A 22,001-nucleotide genomic window follows, 5' to 3' on the forward strand; every position below is an offset into this window, starting at 1 on the left:
AGCCGGGCCCGGAGTGGGGGCCACCGTCCCGGCGTCATAAGCCGGGCCCGGAGTGGGGGCCACCGTCCCGGCGTCATAAGCCGGGCCCGGAGTGGGCGCCGCGGTTCCAGCGTCGTAGGTGCGGTCCGGAGCGGGGGCCACCACCCCGGTGTCGTAAGCCGGGCCCGGGGTGGGCGTCGCGGCCGGGGCCTCGGCCTGGCGTGCGACGTCGACCGGGCCAGGCACATACCGCGGGTTCAGCGCCGGGTCCGTCTCCGGCACGTACGCGGTGGCCGGTGCCGATTGCTCCGGGTGCGCCGGAGCCGGCTGCGCCTCGGGCGCCGGAGCCGGGTCCGCCACGTACCCGGGGGCCGATGGAGCCGGGAAGCGACCCGGGCCGGATATCGGGCCGGTCGCCGAGTGGTGCGGCGCCTGGCTCCGGCCGGGCGCCTGCGGGCGTCCCTGAGGGGCCGGCGTCGGCGCCTGATGCGGCCGGAACCACGGCGAACCGCTCTTCACCGCACTGCTTTTCGCCGGATCGCTCTTCTCCGGACCGCTGTTCTCCGGACCGCTGTTCACCAGGCCACTGCTCCCCGGACCACTGCTCCCCGAAGCGGGCTGCACCGGCGGCCGCCCACCCGCGTTCGACTCCGGCCGCTCGTCGCGGACCGGCTCCGGCCGCCGGAGCCCTCCCGGCCCCGGCCGCTCGCCCCGCGCGGGGCCGGGCCGCTGCTCCCGCGCCGGCGGGCGGCCCGGGAGCGGATCCGTCAGCGGGTCGTCCAGCCGCCCGACGGCCGCCTCGAACGCCTCGCGGTCGTACGCACCACCGGCGTCGCGCGACGGCTCGTGGGACCTCCCCTCGCGCCCGGGACGGAGGTCAGTCACGCGCCGACCTTGCCGACCACCGGGGCGAGCCCCGCCGAACGCTCCACCGCACCGGCATCGCCGCACTCCACCAGCCAGTTGGCGAGCATCCGGTGCCCCCACTCGGTCAGCACCGACTCGGGGTGGAACTGAACGCCCTCCACCGGCAGTTCGCGGTGCCGCAGCCCCATCGCCACACCGGTCTCGGCGTCGTCGCCCGTCCAGGCGGTGACCACCATCTCGTCGGGCACGGTGCCGGCCTGCACGGCCAGGGAGTGGTAGCGGGTGGCGGTGAACGGCGTGGGCAGCCCCTTGAAGACGCCCGCGCCCTCGTGGGAGACCAGGGAGGTCTTGCCGTGCAGCAGCTCGGGCGCCCGGCCCACCACACCGCCGTACGCCACCGCCATCGACTGCAGCCCGAGGCAGACACCGAAGACCGGCACGCCCGTGTCCGCGCAGTGCCGGACCATGTCGACACAGACGCCGGCCTGCTCGGGAGCACCGGGACCGGGCGACAGCAGCACGCCGTCGAAACCGTCCTGAGCGTGCCGCAGCTCCACCTCGTCGTTGCGCAGGACCTCGCACTCGGCCCCGAGTTGGTAGAGGTACTGGACGAGGTTGAAGACGAAGCTGTCGTAATTGTCGACGACGAGGATCCGTGCGGTCATCGGACAGCGCCCATCCCTCGGTCGACCGTGACGTCGTTGAAGGGGAGCAGCGGCTCCGCCCACGGGAAGACGTACTGGAAGAGCACGTAGACGATCGCCAGCGCCAGCACGAGTGAGATCAGCGCCCTCACCCATGTGTTGCCCGGCAGATGCCGCCAGATCCAGCCGTACATGCTGTCGCTGTCCCTACTCGCCGATGACGATGACCGCGCCGACCGATGTCGATCGCCCCACCAGACTAAAGGGCGAGGGCGCCGACCGGGGGGTCAGCCGGTCAAAGCCGACGGCCTTCCGCGCTCCACGGGTTGGGTGGAATCCAGGTGCGCCCAGACGATCAGCCGGTGACTGTGCCCCCACTCCGGTTCGCAGGTCGTCAGGGTGAGATAGCGCCCCGGGCCGTTGTATCCCGATTTGCGCGGTACGGCGTCGATGACGCCGATGTCGGTGGGCAGCGTCCTGTAGGGGTGCCGGTCGATCCGGTACGTGTACCAGGTCGCGCCGTCCGTGAGGACCACCGCGTCGCCCGGCCGCAGCGCGGGAAAGTCCTTGAACGGGTCGCCGTAGGTGCGGCGGTGCCCGGCGACCGCGAAGTTTCCCGTCTCACCGAGCCGGGCGGTGCGGTCGTAGTGCCCCAGCCCCTTCTTCAGCACGTCCGTCCCGGTGCCCTCCAGTACGGGCTTGCTCCAGTCGGCGCCGAAGCGCGGGATGTACATCACGGCGAAGGACCTGCCGTTCTCGTAGCGCGGCTGCCGCGCGGGGCCGCCCGGCTGCCCGGCAGCGTCCTTGGGGGAGGCGGGGGCGACCGGGCCGGTGGACCACCGGTCCTGGAGCGCGCCGATCTCGCCGTCCATAGCGCTGTCGGCCCGTACCCCGGTCCAGTACAGGACGTAGACCACGAACAGGACGATCAGCGTGCCGACGGTGACACAGACCTCGCTGACCGTCCGCACGACCAGCCGCACCGCCGTGGCGGGCCGCCGCCCCCTCGCCCCGGACCGGCCCCTCGTCCCGGACCGCGCCGCCGCTCCGGACCGTGCCGTCATCGCGGACCGCCCCCTCCCCGACCGCCGGTACCCGGGCGGGCGGCCGGCGGGTCACGGCTTCACAGGCTGTGCGTGGTGGAGATCCACTGTGCCGGAGTAGCCGGGCAGAGTCACCGTCTCGTGCTGGTCGACTTTCCAGCCGAGGCCGTACGCGTTGACGTACTGCATGTAGTTCTGGATGGCCGGCGAGGCGGTCAGCGCCCGGTTCAGCTTCTCCCGGTCGCCGACGGCGGTGACCTTGTACGGGGGCGAGTAGACGCGGCCCTGGAGGATCAAGGTGTTGCCGACGCAGCGCACCGCGCTGGTGGAGATCAGCCGCTGGTCCATGACCCGGATGCCCTGGGCACCGCCCTGCCACAGCGCGTTGACCACGGCCTGGAGGTCCTGCTGGTGGATGACCAGGTCGTTGGGCTGCGGCTCCGGTACGCCGGGGATCTTCGCGGTGGCGTTCGGCGGGGCGTCGGTGAGGGTGACGGTCATGCCCTGGCCGGTGACCGGTTTGGTGCCCGCGTTCTTCTCCAGCGCCGCCAGCTTGCGGTTCTCCGCCTCCGAGTTGCCGCTGTCCTGGTGTGCGAGCGCCTCGACCTCGTCGCGCAGCGCGGCGTTGCGCTCGTCGTGGGCGCCGTTCTTGTGGCTGCGTTCCTGGATGAGGTCGGACAGCCGCAGCATCGAGTCGTCGGAGCGCAGGTCCGTACCGCGCGCGGTGTCGAAGCTCAGCCAGAAGATCAGCCCGGCGAGCGCGAAGACCGCCAGGGTCAGCAGGCGCACCGGCCGCAGGCGGCGGCGCGGCGGGCGGCCGGGGGAGTCAGCGGAAGTGCTCAACGTACCCTTGCTCCTTACGACGCCGCGGAAGCACTACGCTAACGGACGCCCGGGGAGGGAAACCGCTCCCCGTCGCTTCCCCGCCCGGCCCGCGTCACGCATCATCCGCCCCCAGTGCGGTCACGCAGAGCATCGACAGGAGAGTTCCTCGTGCCGAAGTCACGGATCCGCAAGAAGGACGACTTCACGCCGCCGCCGGCGAAGCAGACGACCAATCTGCGCATGAGTTCCGGCCGGGGCTGGGTGGCTCCGGTGATGCTGGCACTGTTCCTGATCGGTCTGGTGTGGATCGTGCTCTTCTACGTGACCGGGGGCGCACTGCCCATCAAGGCGATGCACAACTGGAACATCGTGTGCGGCTTCGGCTTCATCGCGCTGGGCTTCGGCGTGTCCACCCAGTGGAAGTAGCCGGGACCGAGCAGTCCAGGCAGGGGAGCCCCGGCCGGTACGTCCGGACCGGCTGCGGCTTCCGGTAGTACCGTCCGCCGAGGACGGCCGCGCCCGGCAGCGCGCTCACGCCCAGCGGAGCGGCCATACGCCGCCCGTCCGAGCAAGCCCTGCCCAAGGCCATCCACACAGTTATCCACAGCCGGGGAAAACTTCAGAAGATCTGTGGATAACTTCCCGGCCGTTGACGCCGGTGTGACCAGCGGCCCGTCGGTCGCGCCCCTGCCGCACCCCGCCCTTCCTGGGCAAACGCACCCACCGGCGAAGGGGAACACCCGTTCCCCAGCGTTCTCCACCCGGCGCACAAGATCCGACACACGCTGTGGACAACCCGTGCCCGCAGCGCTCCCCCGGGCCTTCACTCCCCGGCACAGCACAACCGCACACCGTCAGCCTGGCCCCCGTGACGACACTGCCGCACACCGGCCCGGCCCCCGCGAGGGATCCGCCCCGCTCACCCCACGAGCTGGACGGTCCGCACCCACACCACCGCGACGATCACCAGGAACGCCACCGCGAACGTCGCCCCCTGCACCAGCGCCCGCCGCTGCCGCGGCGCGTGCACCAGTCCGTACGTCACGGCCGCCCCCACGACCAGCCCGCCGACGTGCGCCTGCCACGCGATGTCGGGCCACGCGAAGGTGAAGACGAGGTTCAGCGCGAGCAGGATCAGCACGGGCCGCATGTCGTAGTTCAGGCGGCGCATCAGTATGGCCGTCGCGCCGAGCAGTCCGAAGATCGCACCGGACGCCCCCAGCGACGGCTGGTTCTGCGCGGCGAGGAGATACGACAGGGCGCTGCCGCCCAGCGCGGAGAGCAGGTAGAGCGCGACGAAGCGGGCCCGGCCGAGGGCCGCCTCCAGCGGCGGTCCCAGCCACCACAGCGACAGCATGTTGAAGATGATGTGCATCGGCTGCTCGTGCAGGAACGCCGCGCTCAGCAGGCGGTAGAACTCGCCTTCGGCGACGCCGATGAACTTCAGGTCCCCGGGGACGAAGGCCCCGCCGATCATCTCCAGGTCCTGGACCAGGCCGTCACCCACCGACAGCACCGCGATGAACACCGCGACGTTGATGCCGAGCAGGATCTTGGTGACCAGTCGGGTGTCCGTGGCCAGGGAGCCGCCCGCGATCGTCCGGGGGGCGGTGGCCTGCGCCGTACGGCCCGTACCGCCGGCGCCGCGTACGCACTCCGGGCACTGGAACCCGACCGACGCGCTGACCATGCAGTCGGGGCAGATGGGCCGCTCGCAGCGCGTACAGCTGATGCCCGTCGCCCGGTCCGGATGGCGGTAGCAGCCGGGCACGGCGTCGCCCGTCCGTGCGTCCTGCGGCTCCTGCGGACTGCCCGGCGCCTGGTCCATGGTCCCCTCGGTCCCTCGTGCCGAATCCGTGCGGACGTCACCGCACGACGAAGTGCGCGCCCCACCCGATCTACGACCGGGCGGGGCGCAATGGTTCCCGCGTCTCAGCGGCGCCGTGCGTCAGCGCGTCTCGACGACGACCGACTCGATCACGACGTCGTTGACCGGGCGGTCGGTACGCGGGTTGGTCTGGGTTGCCGCGATGGCGTCCACGACCTTCTTGCCCGCGTCGGTGCTGACCTCACCGAAGATGGTGTGCTTGCCGGTCAGCCAGGCGGTCGCGGAGACCGTGATGAAGAACTGCGAGCCGTTGGTGCCCGGGCCGGCGTTGGCCATGGCGAGCAGGTACGGCTTGTTGAAGGCCAGGTCGGGGTGGAACTCGTCGGCGAACTCGTAGCCCGGGCCGCCGGTGCCGTTGCCCAGCGGGTCGCCGCCCTGGATCATGAAGCCGCTGATCACCCGGTGGAAGACCGTGCCGTCGTACAGCTTCTCCGTGGTCTTCTTGCCGGTCTCCGGGTTCGTCCACTCACGCTCCCCCTGGGCGAGCTCGACGAAGTTCTTCACGGTCTTCGGAGCGTGGTTCGGCAGGAGCCGAATCTCGATGTCGCCCTGATTGGTCTTCAGGGTGGCGTAGAGCTGTTCAGCCACGATCTACCTTCCATAAGTCTGCACTGACGGTTCCCGATCCTCGCACGGACACCCGTCCGGCACCCGGACACCGCCGCGTTCCCGTTCCCCTTTCCGCCACCAGTACCCGCCGAACCGGCGCACGGCCCGGAAAACCGTGGCATTGTCATCGCAAGGCTCCGTATGGCCCCCAATGACCCGGATGCCCGCCCGCGCATGCCGTATGTCGTGCCGACAGGCATGATCTTGACTCGGGTGGACAGGCGACACAGCAGACATTGGGGGACAACCCCCGAGCCCCCCGGACACGCCACCGAGGAGGAGGATCCCGTGACCCGCAAGGACAGCGTGCGCGCGGCGACCAGTTCGGCCAAGGACAGCGTGCGGCACGCGGCGGAGGTGGTGGCTCCGTATGCCGGTACGGCCAAGGACACCGCCGCGCACTACGCGCACGAGGCCCGTACGCGACTGGCACCCAAGGTGGCCGAGGCCGCTCACCAGGCCCGCAGCCAGTACGACGCCCACCTGCAGCCCCGCCTGGAGCACGCCCGCGGCGCCCTGCCGCCCAAGGTGGACGCGGCCGCGAGCCGGGCCGCCAAGCGCACCCGCGAGGCCGCCCGCCACGCCGCCGACTACACCGCCCCGCACGTCGAGCACGCCGTGCACAGCGCGCGCGCCGCGGCCGAACCGGTCCGCGAACAGGCCGTCGCACGCGGCACCGCCGCCCTCGCCGCCCTGCGCGGCCAGGTGTCGGCCAAGGAGATCGAAAAGCTCGTCAAGAAGCACAACCGCCGCCGTCGCGCCGGCAAGGCCGCCAAGCGCCTCGCGGTCGTGGGACTGCTCGCCGGCGGCGCCTACGCCGCCTGGAAGTGGTGGGACAAGCAGGCCAACCCGGACTGGCTGGTCGAGCCCCCGGCCCCCACCGAGGTCAGCGAGCGCGCCACCCTGACCGCCGTCGACGGCACCCCCGAGGCCGCCGCCCTGGACCCCGAGGTCCAGGCCAAGCAGGCCGAGGCCGAAGCGGAAGAAAGCGGCGGGTCCAAGCCCTGACCCGCGCGCCCGTCCCAGGCGCCCAGGCACCAAAAAGACCCCTCCCACCTGCGGTGACGCGGGCGGGAGGGGTCTGATTCTGTGGAGCCTAGGGGAGTCGAACCCCTGACATCTGCCATGCAAAGACAGCGCTCTACCAACTGAGCTAAGGCCCCGTCGCGAACCAGGGTACCCGGTGCCCAGCAGGTTTCCCGACCGGGTATCGCCGCGCGCAGGTGCTCTCCGTAGGATGCTTCGCGAGATTCGCGGCAGCGAAGCGCGATCGGGGAGACAGGGGAGACGCCATGGACGCAGCACAGCAAGAAGCCACCGCGCGCGCTCGGGAGCTGCAGCGCAGCTGGTACGGCGAGCCTCTGGGAGCGCTGTTCCGCCGTCTCATCGACGATCTCGGCCTCAACCAGGCCCGGCTCGCGTCCGTCCTCGGGCTCTCCGCGCCCATGCTGTCGCAGCTCATGAGCGGCCAGCGGGCCAAGATCGGCAACCCGGCCGTCGTCCAGCGGGTCCAGGCGCTCCAGGAGCTGGCCGGCCAGGTCGCGGACGGCAGCGTCAGCGCCGCCGAGGCCACCGACCGGATGGACGAGATCAAGAAGACCGCGGGCGGGTCGGTGCTCAACAACACGGCGCAGACCGCGTCCTCCACGGGCGCGACGACCGTGCGGCGCGTGGTGCGCGAGATCCAGTCACTTCTGCGCTCGGTCTCGGCCGCGGGCGACATCATCGACGCCGCGAACACCCTCGCCCCCACCCACCCCGAACTGGCAGAGTTTCTCCGGGTCTACGGAGCGGGACGCACCGCGGACGCGGTCTCCCACTACGAGGCCCACCAGAGTTAGACGGCGAGCAGCCGGGGGCGGCGCGCGCGACGGCCCCCGTAAGTCGGGCAGTTCGGTGGTTCGGTAGGCGGACGGGGCGCAATGGGTGAGGTCTTCGCCGGTCGGTACGAGCTGATCGACCCGATCGGGCGGGGCGGCGTAGGAGCCGTCTGGCGCGCCTGGGACCAGCGGCGGCGGCGCTACGTGGCGGCCAAGGTCCTGCAGCAGAGCGACGCGCACACGCTGCTGCGGTTCGTACGCGAACAGGCCGTACGCATCGACCACCCGCACGTGCTGGCCCCCGCCAGCTGGGCCGCGGACGACGACAAGGTGCTGTTCACCATGGACCTGGTGCACGGCGGTTCGCTGGCCCACCTCGTAGGGGACTACGGGCCGCTGCCCCCGCGCCTGGTGTGCGTACTGCTCGACCAGCTGCTGTCGGGGCTGACGGCGGTGCACGCCGAGGGCATCGTGCACCGTGACATCAAGCCCGCGAACGTCCTGCTGGAGTCGACCGGCACCGGCCGCCCGCACGTGCGGCTGTCCGACTTCGGCATCTCGATGCGCAAGGGCGAGCCGCGGCTGACGGACGCCAATTACGTGTTGGGTACGCCCGGTTACTTCGCGCCGGAGCAGATGCTCGGCGCCGAGCCCGACTTCCCCGGGGACCTCTTCGCGGTCGGTCTGGTCGCGGTGCATCTGCTGACCGGCGCCAAACCGGACTCGCAGAGCCTGATCGAGCACTTCGCCGAGCACGGTACGCCGGAGGCCCCCGAGGACATCGCGGAGCCGCTGTGGCAGGTCCTGGCGAACCTGCTGCAGCCCGACCCCGACCTGCGCTTCAAAACGGCCGCAGGGGCCCGCAAAGCGCTGCTCGCGGCGGCCGAGCTGCTGCCGGAAGCGACGATCGAGGACGAGGTCGTCGAGGTCTTCGACCACATCGGGCCACTGCCGGCCGGGTACGGTCCGGACGGCCCGCTGCGGCCGGCGCCGCGGAAGGGGGCGGAAGAGGCCGGGCGGGCGGAGCGTACGGGGGGCCAGGGGGCCTCGGGGCAGAGGACTCCGGAGCAGGGGTCTTCGGGGCAGAGGACTCCGGAACAGGGGGCTCCGGAACTGAGAGCTCCGAGCCAGGAGCCCCCCGGGCACCCTGAGCGGGCGGAGCACTCGGAGGAGGGTGAGTTGCGGCCAACGGCCTCGCCGTCGGCACCGCCGGTCACGCCGCCGTCCATTCCACCGGACACACCGCCCAAGCCCTCCACGCCGCCCCCGACGAACATGTCCGACACCGGCAGCTTCCCCCTCGCCCCGCCGTCCAGCGGCTTACCCGCTCCGCAGCAGCCGGCCCCCCACCACAACGCCTACGCAGCCCCACAACCCCCCGCGATCCCACCGACCTTGCCCCCGGCCCGGTCCCTCGGCCCCACCCCGGCCGAGCCCCCGGCCACCCGCCCGTACACACCCGGCCATCCCCAGCCCCTGCCACCCGCCGGACGTACCGCTGCGCGGCGGCACCGGGCCGTGCCCCAGCGGCGGCCTGGGCCGCCTCCGAAGGTCGCGGTGCCAGTGATCGTGGTGGCGTTGCTGTGCATCGCGTTCGGTGTGTGGGCCCTGGCCGTCAGCTGACGGGCTGCCCGCCTCCTGGAAAGGGGCGCCGGGTACGGGCCCAGGGCACCCCTACCGGCCCGCGCCGCCGCTTCTCCAGCGCGCTGCCACCGTCCACACCCCGAGCGCCAGCAGCAGCACTGTCCCCGTACTGATGCCCCCGTATCCCACCAAGCGCAGCGTGCCGCTCGACGAAACCTGGGGCGCCGTCATGCCCTCGCCTGCAGCGGCGCGTTGCTGTGGCGTGACGGAGAAGTCGGTGGTCTTCTCCCTGTATTCGGGGCCGCGTTGCGGGCGGCCCGTCGGGTCGACGCGCAGGGTGATCGGGGTGCCGTCCTTGAAGTACTTCGCGGCGTCCGGGTGCAGGGAGACGGCCAGGTAGTACAAGCCCGCGAAGCGCATCGCGCTGACCGGGGCGGTGGCGTTGTAGCGGTTGCCGTAGTCCACCGGTGCCGTGACGACCCTGGCGGTGGCCGGCTGCCCGTCGTACGCGATGAAGCGGGTGTCGCTGACCGGGCCGCGTGCCGGGTTGTAGACCCCCAGCCCCAGCGCGCTCGCCACGAGCCGCGAGCCGGCCACCACGCCCGCCCCACGCGCTGCCGCGCCGCCACCCGCGAGCGTCCCGCCGGGCAGTTCCACGCTCACGCTGAGCTGCTGCCCCCAGTCCACCGGCACCCGGTAGAACCGGGTCTCGCCCGGCCTGATGCGGTCCTGCCACACCCCTTTGCCGATCGGCCCGGCGTCGTTGAAGCCGGTGCCGCCTTCGGCGTCCTGCTTCGTGCCGCCCGTCAGCGGTACGGGCGTTGCGGTGGACCAAGTGCCCGGGGCGGGCTGCGCGGGAGGGGTGCCGGTCAGTCCGGGTTCACGCTGGAAGCGCAGTTCGAGGGGCCAACTGGCCGCGCCTTCCGCCGATGCCCGGCCCACCCGCTTGACCACGACGACATAGGCGCCGGCTTTCTGGCAGTTGGTCCGCGGGCCGTCGATACGCCGGGCGGCGTACTCGGCGATCGGATACGCCATGCCGCGGCCCCGGAAGGACGTACTCCCGCCCGTGGAGCAGGCGTTGCCGTCGGCGTCCCGGAGGCTGACCTTCAGGCTGTCGGTGTGGTCGGCGACCCTGGTACCGGGCCGGGGCGCGGCCACCGCGGAGAAGTAGGCGCTGGACTTCCCGTCCAGCCGCACCGCGTAGTGCTTCTCGTCGCCGCGGGCGAGGGTGTCGGTGTACGTGCCCGGCGTGATCCGGGGAGCGCCGGACGGGCCCGGTGTGCCCCGTACGGGCTGGGCGCCGGCCGCCGTCCTGTAGGCGGGCGGAGTCGTCCGTAACCCGTCCGCGGGCCCCGCCGCCGCGGCCCCCGCCAGCGCCGGTACGGACATGAGCACGGGCACCAGGACGGGCACCAGCCTCCCGGCACGCCCGCGCCGCTGCGTACGCCCCCACACCACGAGTCACCCCTCATCACATTTGCTTGTGCAAGCTACTTATGTGCTATGGCAAACCCGCCGGGACGGCCGTACCGCGCGCCGCCCCGCCCCCGGACGCACGAGACCCCGGTCACCGTCACACGGTGGCCGGGGTACGTACGTTGACTACGAACTGCTCTTCGTCTCACACACCCGAACCTGCGGGCACGGAGTCGGTCGCCTCCGTCCACAGATCCTGCTCGGCGCGATCCGCCTGGATCTGGCGGTACACGAGGAGCCCGCCGATGGCGGCCAGTGCGACCAGGAGAAGCTTCTTCACCGCGCGACCTCGTCTTTCGTTGACGTAGGGGACCTCTGGGGGCCGATGATACACACCGGCCGATACCGATCGGTGACCTAGGGCCCGACCGATGCGCAACGATGTACGGCCCGTCACCGCCCTGGCCCCGCACGCCGCACCTCCGCCGCCCCGTCACCGCGCACGCGAAAGAGGTCCTACCGTCTCCGGTAGGACCTCTCGCGCGCTGGTGGGGCTAACAGGACTTGAACCTGTGGCCTCTTCCTTATCAGGGAAGCGCTCTAACCGTCTGAGCTATAGCCCCGCGCTGCACCGAAAGATTAGCGCACTTCAGAGGCATTCCCAAAATCGTGCTCCGGGAGTCCCCGGCCCCCCGGACGGGGCCGCCGCGCGGCCCCTCCCGAAGGTGCCCGCGCGCGTCACTCGTCCTCGGCGAGGGTCAGCTCCACGCCGCCCACGAAGCCGGCCGAGATGTTGTAGATGAAGGCACCGAGGGTGGCCAGCGCCGTGGCGAGCACGACGTCGATCACCGCGATGATCCCGGTGAACAGCAGCACCCGCGGCAGCGACAGGAACGACTGGAGGTCGAAGCCGCCGCCGTCGCCCGAGCCCGTCGCCTCGCTGATCGTGCCGCCGACCGTGGTGAAGACGCCCATCGCGTCCATCACCATCCACAGCACCGCGACGGCGACGATGGTGCAGATCCCGAGCGCGATGGACAGCAGGAAGCTGACCTTCATCACCGACCACGGGTCGGTCCGGGCCACCCGCAGCCGTGCCTTACGGGTACGCGGCGTCGTACGGGCGCCCGTACGCGGCCGGCGCATCCCCTGCTGCGCCCCCGCGCCCCCTCCCGCACCCGATCGGTACGCCTGGGGCGGCTGGTACGGCTGCTGGCCACCCTGAGTGCCCCCGCCCTGGGCACCGGACGCCGGGCCCTGCCCCTGGGCGGGGGGCTGCGGCTGGGAAGCGGACTGCGGCTGCTTCGGTTGCGGCTGACGCCTGTCGGTCACGGTTCCCCCCTGGTAGGAGCCCTTGGACGAGGTACCGCCGGACGTGGCGGAGCCACGGGCGCTGTCCTCCGTCACGGTCGCGGGTCCTGAACGGGAGTTCTTCCTGTCTCCCGGTCCACCCGCCGCAGCGCCCGTGGCTCCACTCACGACCTACTCCTCGCGTTACTCCGCCGGGGACTCGCCGCCCTCGGCCACCGCGGACTCGGTACCCGCCGCCTCGTCGGCCGCCCCGGGCTCCACGCCCGCGTCGACCTCTTCGGCCTCGCGACCGGCCTCGGCGTTACGTGCGATACCGACCACGGCATCGCGCTTGCCCAGGTTGATCAGTTGGACGCCCATGGTGTCACGGCCCGTCTCCCTGACCTCGCTGACCCGCGTACGGATCACGCCACCGCCGAGCGTGATGGCGAGAATTTCATCCGTCTCCTCGACCACCAGGGCGCCGACCAGCTCACCCCGGTCCTCCACGATCTTGGCGGCCTTGATGCCGAGACCACCACGGCCCTGGACGCGGTACTCGTCCACCGAGGTGCGCTTGGCGTAGCCGCCGTCGGTGGCGGTGAAGACGAACGTACCGGCCCGCACCACATTCATCGAGAGCAGTTCATCGCCCTCGCGGAAACTCATGCCCTTGACACCCGAGGTGGCGCGCCCCATCGGCCGCAGCGCTTCATCCGTCGCGGTGAACCGGATCGACTGTGCCTTCTTGCTGATGAGCAGCAGGTCGTCCTCGGCCGAGACCAGCTCGGCACCGATCAGCTCGTCGTCCGCGCCCTCCTCCGTCTCCCGGAGGTTGATGGCGATGACACCGCCGGAGCGCGGCGAGTCGTAGTCCTTGAGCGGCGTCTTCTTCACCAGGCCGCCCTTGGTGGCGAGCACCAGGTAGGGCGTGGCCTCGTAGTCACGGATCGCCAGGATCTGCGCGATCTGCTCGTCCGGCTGGAAGGCCAGCAGGTTGGCCACGTGCTGGCCGCGCGCGTCCCGGCCGGCGTCCGGCAGCTCGTACGCCTTGGCCCGGTAGACCCGGCCCTTGTTGGTGAAGAACAGCAGCCAGTGGTGGGTGGTGGAGACGAAGAAGTGGTCGACGATGTCGTCTTCCTTCAGCTTCGTGCCCCGAACGCCCTTGCCGCCGCGCTTCTGCGACCGGTAATCGTCGGTCTTCGTCCGCTTCACATAGCCGCCACGGGTGATCGTGACGACGATGTCCTCCTCGGCGATCAGGTCCTCGACGGACATGTCGCCCTCGAAGGGCACCAGCTTCGAGCGCCGGTCGTCGCCGAACTTCTCGACGATCGCCGCCAGCTCCTCGCTGATGATCTGCCGCTGCTTCTCCGGCGAGGCCAGGATCGCGTTGTACTCGTTGATCTTCGCCTGCAGCTCGTCGTGCTCGGCGGTGATCTTCTGGCGCTCCAGGGCGGCCAGCCGGCGCAGCTGCATCTCCAGGATCGCGTTGGCCTGGATCTCGTCGATGCTCAGCAGGCCCATCAGGCCCTCGCGCGCCACCTCGACCGTGTCACTGCGCCGGATCAGCGCGATGACCTCGTCGATCGCGTCCAGCGCCTTGAGCAGACCGCGCAGGATGTGGGCCCGCTCCTCGGCCTTGCGCAGCCGGAACTTGGTGCGCCGGACGATGACCTCGACCTGGTGGGTGACCCAGTTGCGGATGAACGCGTCCAGCGAGAGGGTGCGCGGCACCCCGTCGACCAGGGCGAGCATGTTCGCGCCGAAGTTCGTCTGCAGGTCGGTGTGCTTGTAGAGGTTGTTCAGCACGACCTTGGCGACGGCGTCCCGCTTGAGGACGATGACCAGGCGCTGGCCCGTACGCGAGGAGGTCTCGTCGCGGACGTCGGCGACGCCGCCGATCTTGCCGTCCTTGACCAGGTCGGCGATCTTCTGCGCGAGGTTGTCCGGGTTGACCTGGTACGGCAGCTCCGTGACCACCAGGCACTGGCGGTTCTGGATCTCCTCGACCTCGACCACCGCGCGCATCGTGATCGAGCCGCGGCCGGTGCGGTACGCGTCCTCGATGCCCTTACGGCCCACCACCAGCGCGCCGGTGGGGAAGTCCGGGCCCTTGATGCGCTCGATGAGCGCGTCCAGCAGCTCCTCGTTGGACGCCTCCGGGTGCTCCAGCGCCCACTGGGCACCAGCGGCGACCTCGCGCAGGTTGTGCGGCGGGATGTTGGTCGCCATGCCGACCGCGATACCGGCACTGCCGTTGATCAGCAGGTTCGGGAAGCGCGCCGGCAGGACCGTCGGCTCCTGGTTGCGGCCGTCGTAGTTGTCCTGGAAATCGACGGTCTCCTCGTCGATGTCCCGCAGCATCTCCATGGAGAGCTGCTTCATCTTGCACTCGGTGTACCGCATGGCCGCGGCCGGGTCGTTGCCGGGCGAGCCGAAGTTGCCGTTGGAGTCCACCAGCGGCATCCGCATCGACCACGGCTGGGCCAGGCGGACCAGCGCGTCGTAGATGGAGGAGTCACCGTGCGGGTGGTACGTACCCATGACGTCGCCGACGACGCGGGCGCACTTGTAGAAGCCCTTCTCGGGGCGGTACCCGCCGTCGTACATCGCGTAGAGCACGCGGCGGTGCACCGGCTTGAGGCCGTCCCGCACGTCGGGCAGCGCACGCGAGACGATGACGGACATCGCGTAGTCGAGGTAGGAGCGCTGCATCTCCGTTTCGAGCCCGACGGGCTCGACGCGCATACCGACACCTTCGATGGCGGCTGCGGTGCCTTCGACGGTCACGCCGTCCGGGGTCACAGGGGGATTCTCGTCGGCCATTGCTGTTCTAGATCCTTTCGAGCTGCGGCTGCTGCGGTCCCCGCCGTCGGGCGGGGGAGGGCCGACAGGGCTCAGATGTCGAGGAAGCGGACGTCCTTGGCGTTGCGCTGGATGAAGGAGCGCCGGGCCTCGACGTCCTCACCCATCAGCACCGAGAACAGGTCGTCGGCGCGCGCCGCGTCGTCCAGCGAGACCTGGCCGAGCACCCGGCTGTCGACGTCCATCGTCGTCACCCGCAGCTCCTCGGCGTTCATCTCGCCCAGACCCTTGAAGCGCTGGACGGAGTCGTCCTTGATCCGCTTGCCGTTCTGCTTGCCGAGCTCGATCAGGGCGTTGCGCTCCCGGTCGGAGTAGGCGTACTCGTGGTCGTCCCGGCCCCACTTGATCTTGTAGAGCGGCGGGCGGGAGAGGTAGACGTGCCCGCCTTCCACCAGCGGCCGCATGAAGCGGAACAGGAAGGTGAGCAGCAGCGTGTTGATGTGCTGGCCGTCGACGTCGGCGTCCGCCATCAGGATGATCTTGTGGTAGCGGAGCTTCTCGATGTCGAAGTCCTCGTGGACACCGGTACCGAAGGCCGAGATCAGCGCCTGGACCTCGTTGTTCTGCAGGATCTTGTCGACCCGCGCCTTCTCCACGTTCAGGATCTTGCCGCGGATCGGCAGGATGGCCTGGTACTGCGGGTCACGGCCGGACTTGGCCGAGCCGCCGGCGGAGTCACCCTCGACGATGAAGATCTCGCACTTGGTGGGGTCGTTGGACTGGCAGTCCGACAGCTTGCCGGGCAGCGACGCCGTCTCCAGCAGGCCCTTGCGGCGGGTCAGGTCGCGGGCCTTACGGGCCGCCACCCGCGCGGTCGCGGCCTGGATGCCCTTGCGGATGATGTCCGCGGCCTCGTTCGGGTTGCGGTCCAGCCAGTCCGTCAGGTGCTCGTGGACCACCTTCTGCACGAAGGTCTTGGCCTCGGTGTTGCCCAGCTTGGTCTTGGTCTGGCCCTCGAACTGCGGCTCACCGAGCTTGACCGAGATGATCGCCGTCAGACCCTCGCGGATGTCCTCACCCGTGAGGTTGTCGTCCTTCTCGCGCAGCAGCTTCTTGTCCCGGGCGTAACGGTTGATCAGGCCCGTCAGCGCCGAGCGGAAGCCCTCTTCGTGCGTACCGCCCTCGTGCGTGTGGATGGTGTTGGCGAAGCTGTAGACACCCTCGGTGTACTGGGTGTTCCACTGCATCGCCACCTCGACCGAGAGCATCCGCTCCTTGTCCTCGGCGTCGATGTCGATCACCGTGGGGTGCACGACCTCGCCCTTGCGCGAGTTCAGGTACTTCACGAAGTCGACGATGCCGCCCTCGTAGTGGTACTTGACCGTGAGCGGCTTGCCCTCCTCGTCCACATGGGCCGCGCGCTCGTCGGTGAGGGCGATCGTCAGGCCCTTGTTGAGGAACGCCATCTCCTGGAAGCGGCGCGAGAGCGTCTCGAAGCTGTACTCGGTCGTCTCGAAGATGTCGCCGTCGGCCCAGAACGTGACCGTCGTACCGGTCTCGTCGGTGGCCTCGTCACGGGCCAGCGGCGCCGTCGGCACACCGAGCTTGTAGTCCTGCGTCCAGCGGTAGCCGTCCCGCTTGACCTCGACCGACACCTTCTGCGAGAGCGCGTTGACGACGGAGACACCGACACCGTGCAGACCACCGGAGACCGCGTAACCGCCGCCGCCGAACTTGCCGCCCGCGTGCAGCACCGTCAGCACGACCTCGACGGCCGGCTTCTTCTCCGAGGGCACGATGTCCACCGGGATGCCACGGCCGTTGTCGACGACGCGCACGCCGCCGTCCGGCAGGATCGTCACGTCGATGGTGTCCGCGTGCCCGGCCAGTGCCTCGTCGACGGAGTTGTCGACGACCTCGTACACGAGGTGGTGCAGACCACGCTCCCCGGTGGAGCCGATGTACATACCAGGGCGCTTACGGACCGCGTCCAGGCCCTCAAGGACGGTGATCGCGCTGGCGTCGTACGACTTCTCTTCCGGAGAGTCGCCACTGGCGCCGGCAGGAACCCCCTCTTCAGTAGAAGCCGTGTTGTTCTCGTTGAGGTCGCCGGAGTCGGCCACGAAGCGCCCTTTCTGGCACAGCACGAGCCGCCTCCATCAGAAGCAGGGCGGCTGCGTCGTTCGACATGTTCCGCGAGTGGGCGGGATTGCTACCAGTCTACCGGTAGCGCCGACACTAATGGGGGTTTGCGGGCGCCTGAGTCGTCATGTGCCGCCCTGAAGTGCCGTTGGCCGACTCCCCATATCTGCGACGGGGCCCCAGGACGCTCTAGAGGGCGTTCAGCGCTTCGGGCTGTCAACCTCCGGCTACGGTGAGCGGAGTCTCACCCGCACCACGCGTCCACCTCAGCCGTACGTGTCCCCGGGCCCCTTGCTGCCGGGCGCCCGCAGCGGCCCGTACCGCCGCGCCGGACCGCCCGGACCCAGCACCTTGATCAGCTTTACGGTGCCCTGCCCCAGGTCCTGGTTCAGCCGCGCGACGAGCTGCGGCGCCAGCAGCCGCAGCTGCGTCGCCCACACCGTCGAGTCGCACTGCACCGTCAGCACGCGCGCTTCCTCGTCGTACTTCTGCGGCTCGCAGTGCTGCGCCACCTCCGGCCCCACCAGCTGCGGCCAGCGCCCCATGACACCGCCCACCGCCGCCGGGGTCTCCCAGCCGCGCTCGGTGATCAGCCGGTTGATCGCCGCACCCAGCGGCAGCGGATCGCGCCCGTCCGCACGCGCGCCGGAGCGCAGGCCCCCGCGGCGCGCCTGCTTCTTCTGCTGCGCGGCGGCGCCCCGCGCCTTCGCCTGCTCCTTGGCGGCGACCAGCGCCTGCCGGGCCAGGTCGATCCCGGACAGCTCCGGGGGCTTGGGCTGGTCGGCACCGGGCGGCTGCTCCGAGGGCTCCTCGGAGGACGGCTCCCGTCGCTCGCCGCTCATCACCGGCTCCGACGCCCGCTCACGAGGAGACCTTCTCCGCGACGCCCTCGGACACCGCGAACCTGGCCCCCGACAGCACGCCGGGCACATCGTCGTCCACCGCCGCGGTCACCAGCACCTGCTCACCGGGCGCCACCAGCTCCGCCAGCCGCTCCCGCCGCCGGCTGTCCAGCTCCGCGAACACGTCGTCGAGCACCAGCACCGGCTCGTTGCCCTCGCCACGCAGCAGGTCGTACGAGGCCAGCCGCAGCGCGAGCGCGTACGACCAGGACTCACCGTGGCTCGCGTACCCCTTGGCGGGCAGCTGCCCCAGCTTGAGCAGCAGGTCGTCGCGGTGCGGACCGACCAGCGTCACCCCGCGCTCGATCTCGTTCTTACGGGCCGCGCCGAGCGCCTCGATCAGCAGCCCGTACAGCTCCTCACGCGACGAGACACCGTGCAGCGCGTCACCGGCCGAGCCGCGGTACTCCATCGCCAGCGGCCCGCCGCCCGGCGCCAGCTGCTCGTAGGCCTTGTCGGCCAGGGGCTGGAGCGTGGCGATCAGGTCCAGGCGCTGGGCGAGCAGCTCCGCGCCGACCCGGGCCAGATGCTGGTCCCACACATCGAGGGTCGACAGGTCCATCTGCCGCCCGCCGTGCCGCCGGGCCAGCGCCGCGCTCTTCAGCAGCGTGTTGCGCTGCTTGAGCACCCGGTCGTAGTCCGAGCGCACGCCCGCCATCCGCGGCGCACGCGCCGTGATCAGCTCGTCCAGGAAGCGGCGGCGCTCCCCCGGATCGCCCTTGACCAGCGCCAGATCCTCCGGCGCGAACAGCACCGTCCGTACGATCCCCAGCACGTCACGCGGTCTGACCTGCGACGACCTGTTGATACGGGCCCGGTTGGCCTTGCCCGGGTTCAGCTCCAGCTCCACCAGCTGCTGCCGCTCGCCCTGGACGACCGCGGCCCGCACGATGGCGCGCTCGGCGCCCATCCGCACCAGCGGGGCGTCCGAGGAGACCCGGTGGCTGCCCAAGGTGGCCAGGTAGCCGACCGCCTCGACGAGGTTGGTCTTGCCCTGCCCGTTGGGCCCCACGAAAGCCGTGACGCCCGGGTCGAGCGGGACCTCGACCCGGGCGTACGAGCGGAAGTCGGCGAGCGAGAGATGCGATACGTGCATGTGGCGCGCCGACCTCCCCCGGCTACCGGACTGCTTGCTGGCTGCTTCTTCTTACTTCTTCGCGTTCTCGACGGCGTGGCCGCCGAACTGGTTCCGCAGCGCCGCGATCATCTTCATCTGCGGCGAGTCGTCCTGACGCGAGGCGAAGCGCGCGAAGAGCGACGCCGTGATCGCGGGCAGCGGTACGGCGTTGTCGATCGCGGCCTCGACCGTCCAGCGGCCCTCGCCGGAGTCGGCGGCGTAGCCCCGCAGCTTCTCCAGGTGCTCGTCGTCGTCCAGCGCGTTGACCGCCAGGTCCAGCAGCCAGGAACGGATGACCGTGCCCTCCTGCCAGGAACGGAAGACCTCACGCACATCGGTGACCGAGTCGACCGCCTCCAGCAGCTCCCAGCCCTCGGCGTAGGCCTGCATCATGGCGTACTCGATGCCGTTGTGGACCATCTTGGCGAAGTGGCCCGCGCCGACCTTGCCGGCGTGCACCGAACCGAAGTCGCCCTCCGGCTTGAGCGCGTCGAAGATCGGCTGGACCTTGGCGACGTCCTCGGTGGAGCCGCCGTACATCAGCGCGTAGCCGTTCTCCAGGCCCCAGACACCGCCCGAGACACCGCAGTCGACGAAGCCGATGCCCTTGGCGCGCAGCTCCTCGGAGTGCTTCTCGTCGTCGGTCCAGCGGGAGTTCCCGCCGTCCACCACGACGTCGCCGGGGGACAGCAGTTCGCCCAGCTCGTCGATGGTCGCCTGGGTCGCTTCGCCGGCGGGCACCATGACCCACACCACGCGCGGCCCCTTGAGCCCGTCCACCAGTTCCTTGAGGCTGTTCACGTCAGCCAGGTCCGGGTTGCGGTCGTATCCGATGACGGTGTGGCCTGCGCGGCGGATGCGCTCGCGCATGTTGCCGCCCATCTTGCCGAGACCGACGAGACCGAGCTCCATCAGTACCCCTTACGTTGCGTTACGGCACATCCCCGCCCTACGCGTCGAGTTTACGCGCGAAGCCACGACGCGGCGGAGCGGGCCCCACACCTGTGGACAACCAGGGGCCCGACGGGTGTGGCCGACGGGCCTTTCGGCTTTCGGCCTGGGGAACTCCTGGCGGACGTGGTGAATTCGGTCCGAGCGGGGCTCCTGAAAGGCCCGCTGCCGAACCGTCGCCCGTTTCGGGCCGTGGAACGGGGCGAGCCGTGTGTACGGCTTCGTACGGAAATGGGGCCCTCCGAGGCGGTCCGGACTGGCTCCATTCCTCGGCGGCCCGGTCGACGTCGTAGGGCGCGGCAGGCGGCCGGGATTTCCACAGGTTGCGCTGGATCGGGGCATCGGCGGCCCGGTGACCAGCGGCTGGGCGGTGCCGCGCCAGCTTCATCCACCGGCTGTGGATGACTTCTGGCGATGGGGCCGCACGCGGGGAGGGCCCGGGTACGGCGTCCGGCGGTGTTGTGGACGTACGCGCCTCCGGCTGTCACTTGTTTCCACAGGCGGCCGGAATGCGATTTCCCCGCATTCCGTGTCGGCACGGGGAAACGCATTGCTGCATTCCGCCTCGGTCGGGCGCGTACAGAAACTCGGCCGGACTTTCGGTACCGCTCGTAAAACTATTCCCCGCGCCGCCCCAGAAAAGGGATCCGCCCCTGATGCACGTACTCGGCGTTCGTGTATCAGGGGCGGAGTGAAAACTCCCGGGCCCGGGTGACGTCCGTCGGCGGACGGCCGTACGACGGGTGGCCGCCGACCGGCCCGCCTCCCGGTACCGGTCGGACGTCAGCCGGACAGCCGCACCGGCATGATCAGGTACTTGTACGCGTCGTCCGCCTCGGCGTCCTTGGCCGGGCGGCCGCTGAGGAGCGCCGGCTTGGTCGAGGTGGTGAAGGACAGCTGGGCCACCGGGGAGTCGATCGCCGACAGGCCCTCCAGGAGGAAGCCCGGGTTGAAGGCGATCGAGATGTCGTCGCCCTCCAGGTCCGCGTCGACCCGCTCCACAGCCTGTGCGTCCTCGCTGGAACCGGCTTCCAGGATCAGCACGCCCTGCTCGAAGCTCAGGCGCACCGGCGTGTTCCGCTCGGCGACCAGGGCCACACGCTTGACGGCCTCGACGAACGGGGCGGTCTCGATCACGGCGACCGAGTTGAACTCGGTGGGGAAGAGCGTGCGGTACTTCGGGAGGTCGCCCTCCAGGAGCCGGGTGGTCGTCCGGCGGCCCGCGCCCTCGAAACCGATCAGGCCCTCGCCGGCGCCCGAGCCGGACAGCGCCAGCGTGACGCTGTCGCCGCTGCTGAGGGACTTGGCGGTGTCAAGCAGCGTCTTGGCGGGCACCAGCGCCACCGCGGAGGCGTCCGGGCTCTCCGGCTTCCACAGGAACTCACGCACCGCGAAGCGGTAACGGTCGGTGGAGGCCAGGGTGACGGTGTCGCCCTCGATCTCGATCCGTACGCCGGTGAGCACCGGGAGGGTGTCGTCACGGCCGGCGGCGATGGCGACCTGGGCGGCGGCCGCGGCGAAGACCTCACCGGGCACGGTCCCGGTGGCGGTGGGCATCTGCGGCAGCGCCGGGTACTCCTCCACCGGAAGGGTGTGGAGGGTGAACCGCGAGGAGCCGCAGACCACGGTGACCCGTACACCGTCGGTGGAAATCTCCACCGGGCGGTTGGGGAGGGCGCGGCAGATGTCGGCCAGCAGGCGGCCGGAGACCAGGACGGTGCCTTCCTCCTCCACGTCCGCGTCCACGGAGACGCGCGCCGAGACCTCGTAGTCGAAGCCGGAGAGGCTCAGGCTGCCGTCCTCCGCCTTCAGCAGCAGGCCCGCGAGGACGGGCACCGGCGGACGGGCCGGGAGGCTCTTGGCCGCCCAGGCCACTGCCTCCGCGAGTACATCGCGCTCCACCCGGATCTTCACCGGAAACCGCCTCCTGCTGTTGCTGGCTTACGCCCTGCTGGCCTTCTTCGTCGGCTGGGTCGCCGGAGACCAGTCTGACGTACGTCACCGACAGCCGTTGCGGCTCGGGGTCAAGTCGGGTCGAGAGGCGTCGGACGACCGATCCCCAAGTTGTGCACAGCACCCGATTCGAAACGAGTTCCCCGGTAGCTATCTGTGG

General features: G+C 70.6%; 19 protein-coding genes, 2 tRNA genes and 1 pseudogene. 4 read left to right on the forward strand and 18 right to left on the reverse strand.

Annotated features, from left to right (window positions below):
* From AB0L45_RS06210 to AB0L45_RS06230, 5 genes and pseudogenes are all read right to left on the reverse strand, one after another.
* A pseudogene (locus AB0L45_RS06210) lies at positions 1-864 on the reverse strand (hypothetical protein); the annotation flags it as partial.
* Positions 861-1,511: an aminodeoxychorismate/anthranilate synthase component II gene (locus AB0L45_RS06215; RefSeq protein WP_365836665.1), complete on the reverse strand. Its 651-nt coding sequence runs from the start codon at positions 1,509-1,511 to the stop codon at positions 861-863. The pseudogene AB0L45_RS06210 and the gene AB0L45_RS06215, both read right to left, overlap by 4 nt.
* On the reverse strand, positions 1,508-1,684 hold the full coding sequence (locus AB0L45_RS06220) for a hypothetical protein (RefSeq protein WP_365836667.1): 177 nt from the start codon (positions 1,682-1,684) through the stop codon (positions 1,508-1,510). The genes AB0L45_RS06215 and AB0L45_RS06220 overlap by 4 nt, the downstream gene beginning before the upstream one ends.
* 93 nt (positions 1,685-1,777) lie before the next feature.
* A complete protein-coding gene (locus AB0L45_RS06225; RefSeq protein ID WP_365837047.1) occupies positions 1,778-2,473 on the reverse strand; it encodes a class E sortase in 696 nt (231 codons plus the stop codon).
* Positions 2,474-2,605: 132 nt separating this feature from the next.
* A complete protein-coding gene (locus AB0L45_RS06230; RefSeq protein WP_365836669.1) occupies positions 2,606-3,376 on the reverse strand; it encodes a DUF881 domain-containing protein in 771 nt (256 codons plus the stop codon).
* A 150-nt stretch (positions 3,377-3,526) separates the two neighbouring features.
* Between AB0L45_RS06230 and crgA the strand changes: the two genes are divergently transcribed.
* Positions 3,527-3,784: a cell division protein CrgA gene (gene crgA / locus AB0L45_RS06235; RefSeq protein ID WP_365836671.1), complete on the forward strand. Its 258-nt coding sequence runs from the start codon at positions 3,527-3,529 to the stop codon at positions 3,782-3,784.
* Positions 3,785-4,277: 493 nt separating this feature from the next.
* Here the strand turns inward: crgA and AB0L45_RS06240 are convergent, their stop codons facing one another.
* The gene (locus AB0L45_RS06240) at positions 4,278-5,186 is read right to left on the reverse strand and encodes a rhomboid family intramembrane serine protease (protein WP_365836673.1); all 909 of its coding nucleotides are present in this window, start codon (positions 5,184-5,186) and stop codon (positions 4,278-4,280) included.
* A 120-nt stretch (positions 5,187-5,306) separates the two neighbouring features.
* A complete protein-coding gene (locus AB0L45_RS06245; protein ID WP_365836675.1) occupies positions 5,307-5,834 on the reverse strand; it encodes a peptidylprolyl isomerase in 528 nt (175 codons plus the stop codon).
* A gap of 309 nt (positions 5,835-6,143) precedes the next feature.
* Between AB0L45_RS06245 and AB0L45_RS06250 the strand changes: the two genes are divergently transcribed.
* Positions 6,144-6,863 carry a DUF5324 family protein gene (locus AB0L45_RS06250; RefSeq protein ID WP_365836677.1) on the forward strand — a complete coding sequence of 240 codons (720 nt, stop codon included), beginning with the start codon at positions 6,144-6,146 and terminating at the stop codon, positions 6,861-6,863.
* Positions 6,864-6,945: 82 nt separating this feature from the next.
* Here the strand turns inward: AB0L45_RS06250 and AB0L45_RS06255 are convergent.
* A tRNA-Ala gene (locus AB0L45_RS06255) sits at positions 6,946-7,018 on the reverse strand.
* 129 nt (positions 7,019-7,147) lie between these two features.
* Here AB0L45_RS06255 and AB0L45_RS06260 point away from each other — a divergent pair.
* A complete protein-coding gene (locus AB0L45_RS06260) occupies positions 7,148-7,696 on the forward strand; it encodes a DNA-binding protein (RefSeq protein ID WP_125046046.1) in 549 nt (182 codons plus the stop codon).
* An 81-nt stretch (positions 7,697-7,777) separates the two neighbouring features.
* Positions 7,778-9,298, forward strand: a complete 1,521-nt coding sequence (locus AB0L45_RS06265; protein ID WP_365836680.1) for a protein kinase — start codon at positions 7,778-7,780, stop codon at positions 9,296-9,298.
* 51 nt (positions 9,299-9,349) lie between these two features.
* Here the strand turns inward: AB0L45_RS06265 and AB0L45_RS06270 are convergent, their stop codons facing one another.
* The 10 genes from AB0L45_RS06270 to dnaN all read right to left on the reverse strand — a co-directional run bounded on the left by AB0L45_RS06270 (position 9,350) and on the right by dnaN (position 21,802).
* Positions 9,350-10,675: a hypothetical protein gene (locus AB0L45_RS06270; RefSeq protein WP_365836682.1), complete on the reverse strand. Its 1,326-nt coding sequence runs from the start codon at positions 10,673-10,675 to the stop codon at positions 9,350-9,352.
* A gap of 208 nt (positions 10,676-10,883) precedes the next feature.
* Positions 10,884-11,018: a DLW-39 family protein gene (locus AB0L45_RS06275; protein ID WP_003958712.1), complete on the reverse strand. Its 135-nt coding sequence runs from the start codon at positions 11,016-11,018 to the stop codon at positions 10,884-10,886.
* Positions 11,019-11,224: 206 nt separating this feature from the next.
* Positions 11,225-11,301 (reverse strand) — tRNA-Ile (locus AB0L45_RS06280).
* Between the two features lie 115 nt (positions 11,302-11,416).
* Entirely contained in the window at positions 11,417-12,085 is a 669-nt protein-coding gene (locus AB0L45_RS06285) for a DUF3566 domain-containing protein (RefSeq protein WP_365836684.1), read from the reverse strand.
* Between the two features lie 87 nt (positions 12,086-12,172).
* Positions 12,173-14,797: a DNA gyrase subunit A gene (gyrA, locus tag AB0L45_RS06290; RefSeq protein WP_365836686.1), complete on the reverse strand. Its 2,625-nt coding sequence runs from the start codon at positions 14,795-14,797 to the stop codon at positions 12,173-12,175.
* Between the two features lie 71 nt (positions 14,798-14,868).
* Entirely contained in the window at positions 14,869-16,923 is a 2,055-nt protein-coding gene (gene gyrB / locus AB0L45_RS06295; protein WP_365836688.1) for a DNA topoisomerase (ATP-hydrolyzing) subunit B, read from the reverse strand.
* 261 nt (positions 16,924-17,184) lie between these two features.
* Positions 17,185-17,760 (reverse strand): DciA family protein, encoded by a 576-nt coding sequence (locus AB0L45_RS06300; protein ID WP_365836690.1) that lies wholly within the window; start codon positions 17,758-17,760, stop codon positions 17,185-17,187.
* Between the two features lie 19 nt (positions 17,761-17,779).
* Positions 17,780-18,916, reverse strand: coding sequence for a DNA replication/repair protein RecF (recF, locus tag AB0L45_RS06305; RefSeq protein ID WP_365836692.1), 1,137 nt, complete (start codon positions 18,914-18,916; stop codon positions 17,780-17,782).
* 51 nt (positions 18,917-18,967) lie between these two features.
* Positions 18,968-19,849: a phosphogluconate dehydrogenase (NAD(+)-dependent, decarboxylating) gene (gene gnd, locus AB0L45_RS06310; RefSeq protein WP_365836694.1), complete on the reverse strand. Its 882-nt coding sequence runs from the start codon at positions 19,847-19,849 to the stop codon at positions 18,968-18,970.
* An 822-nt stretch (positions 19,850-20,671) separates the two neighbouring features.
* The gene (dnaN, locus tag AB0L45_RS06315; RefSeq protein WP_365836696.1) at positions 20,672-21,802 is read right to left on the reverse strand and encodes a DNA polymerase III subunit beta; all 1,131 of its coding nucleotides are present in this window, start codon (positions 21,800-21,802) and stop codon (positions 20,672-20,674) included.
* Positions 21,803-22,001 lie beyond the last annotated feature (199 nt).

Origin of the sequence: Streptomyces sp. NPDC052496, assembly GCF_040679095.1 — a bacterium.
Taxonomy (GTDB): Bacteria; Actinomycetota; Actinomycetes; order Streptomycetales; family Streptomycetaceae; genus Streptomyces.

Excerpts from the sequence above, each read along its gene's own strand:
- AB0L45_RS06215 (WP_365836665.1), bottom strand. The coding sequence starts at position 1,511 with ATGACCGCACGGATCCTCGTCGTCGACAATTACGACAGCTTCGTCTTC.
- AB0L45_RS06220 (WP_365836667.1), bottom strand. The coding sequence starts at position 1,684 with ATGTACGGCTGGATCTGGCGGCATCTGCCGGGCAACACATGGGTGAGG.
- AB0L45_RS06240 (WP_365836673.1), bottom strand. The coding sequence starts at position 5,186 with ATGGACCAGGCGCCGGGCAGTCCGCAGGAGCCGCAGGACGCACGGACG.
- AB0L45_RS06260 (WP_125046046.1), top strand. The coding sequence starts at position 7,148 with ATGGACGCAGCACAGCAAGAAGCCACCGCGCGCGCTCGGGAGCTGCAG.
- AB0L45_RS06265 (WP_365836680.1), top strand. The coding sequence starts at position 7,778 with ATGGGTGAGGTCTTCGCCGGTCGGTACGAGCTGATCGACCCGATCGGG.
- gyrA (WP_365836686.1), bottom strand. The coding sequence starts at position 14,797 with ATGGCCGACGAGAATCCCCCTGTGACCCCGGACGGCGTGACCGTCGAA.
- AB0L45_RS06300 (WP_365836690.1), bottom strand. The coding sequence starts at position 17,760 with ATGAGCGGCGAGCGACGGGAGCCGTCCTCCGAGGAGCCCTCGGAGCAG.
- recF (WP_365836692.1), bottom strand. The coding sequence starts at position 18,916 with ATGCACGTATCGCATCTCTCGCTCGCCGACTTCCGCTCGTACGCCCGG.
- gnd (WP_365836694.1), bottom strand. The coding sequence starts at position 19,849 with ATGGAGCTCGGTCTCGTCGGTCTCGGCAAGATGGGCGGCAACATGCGC.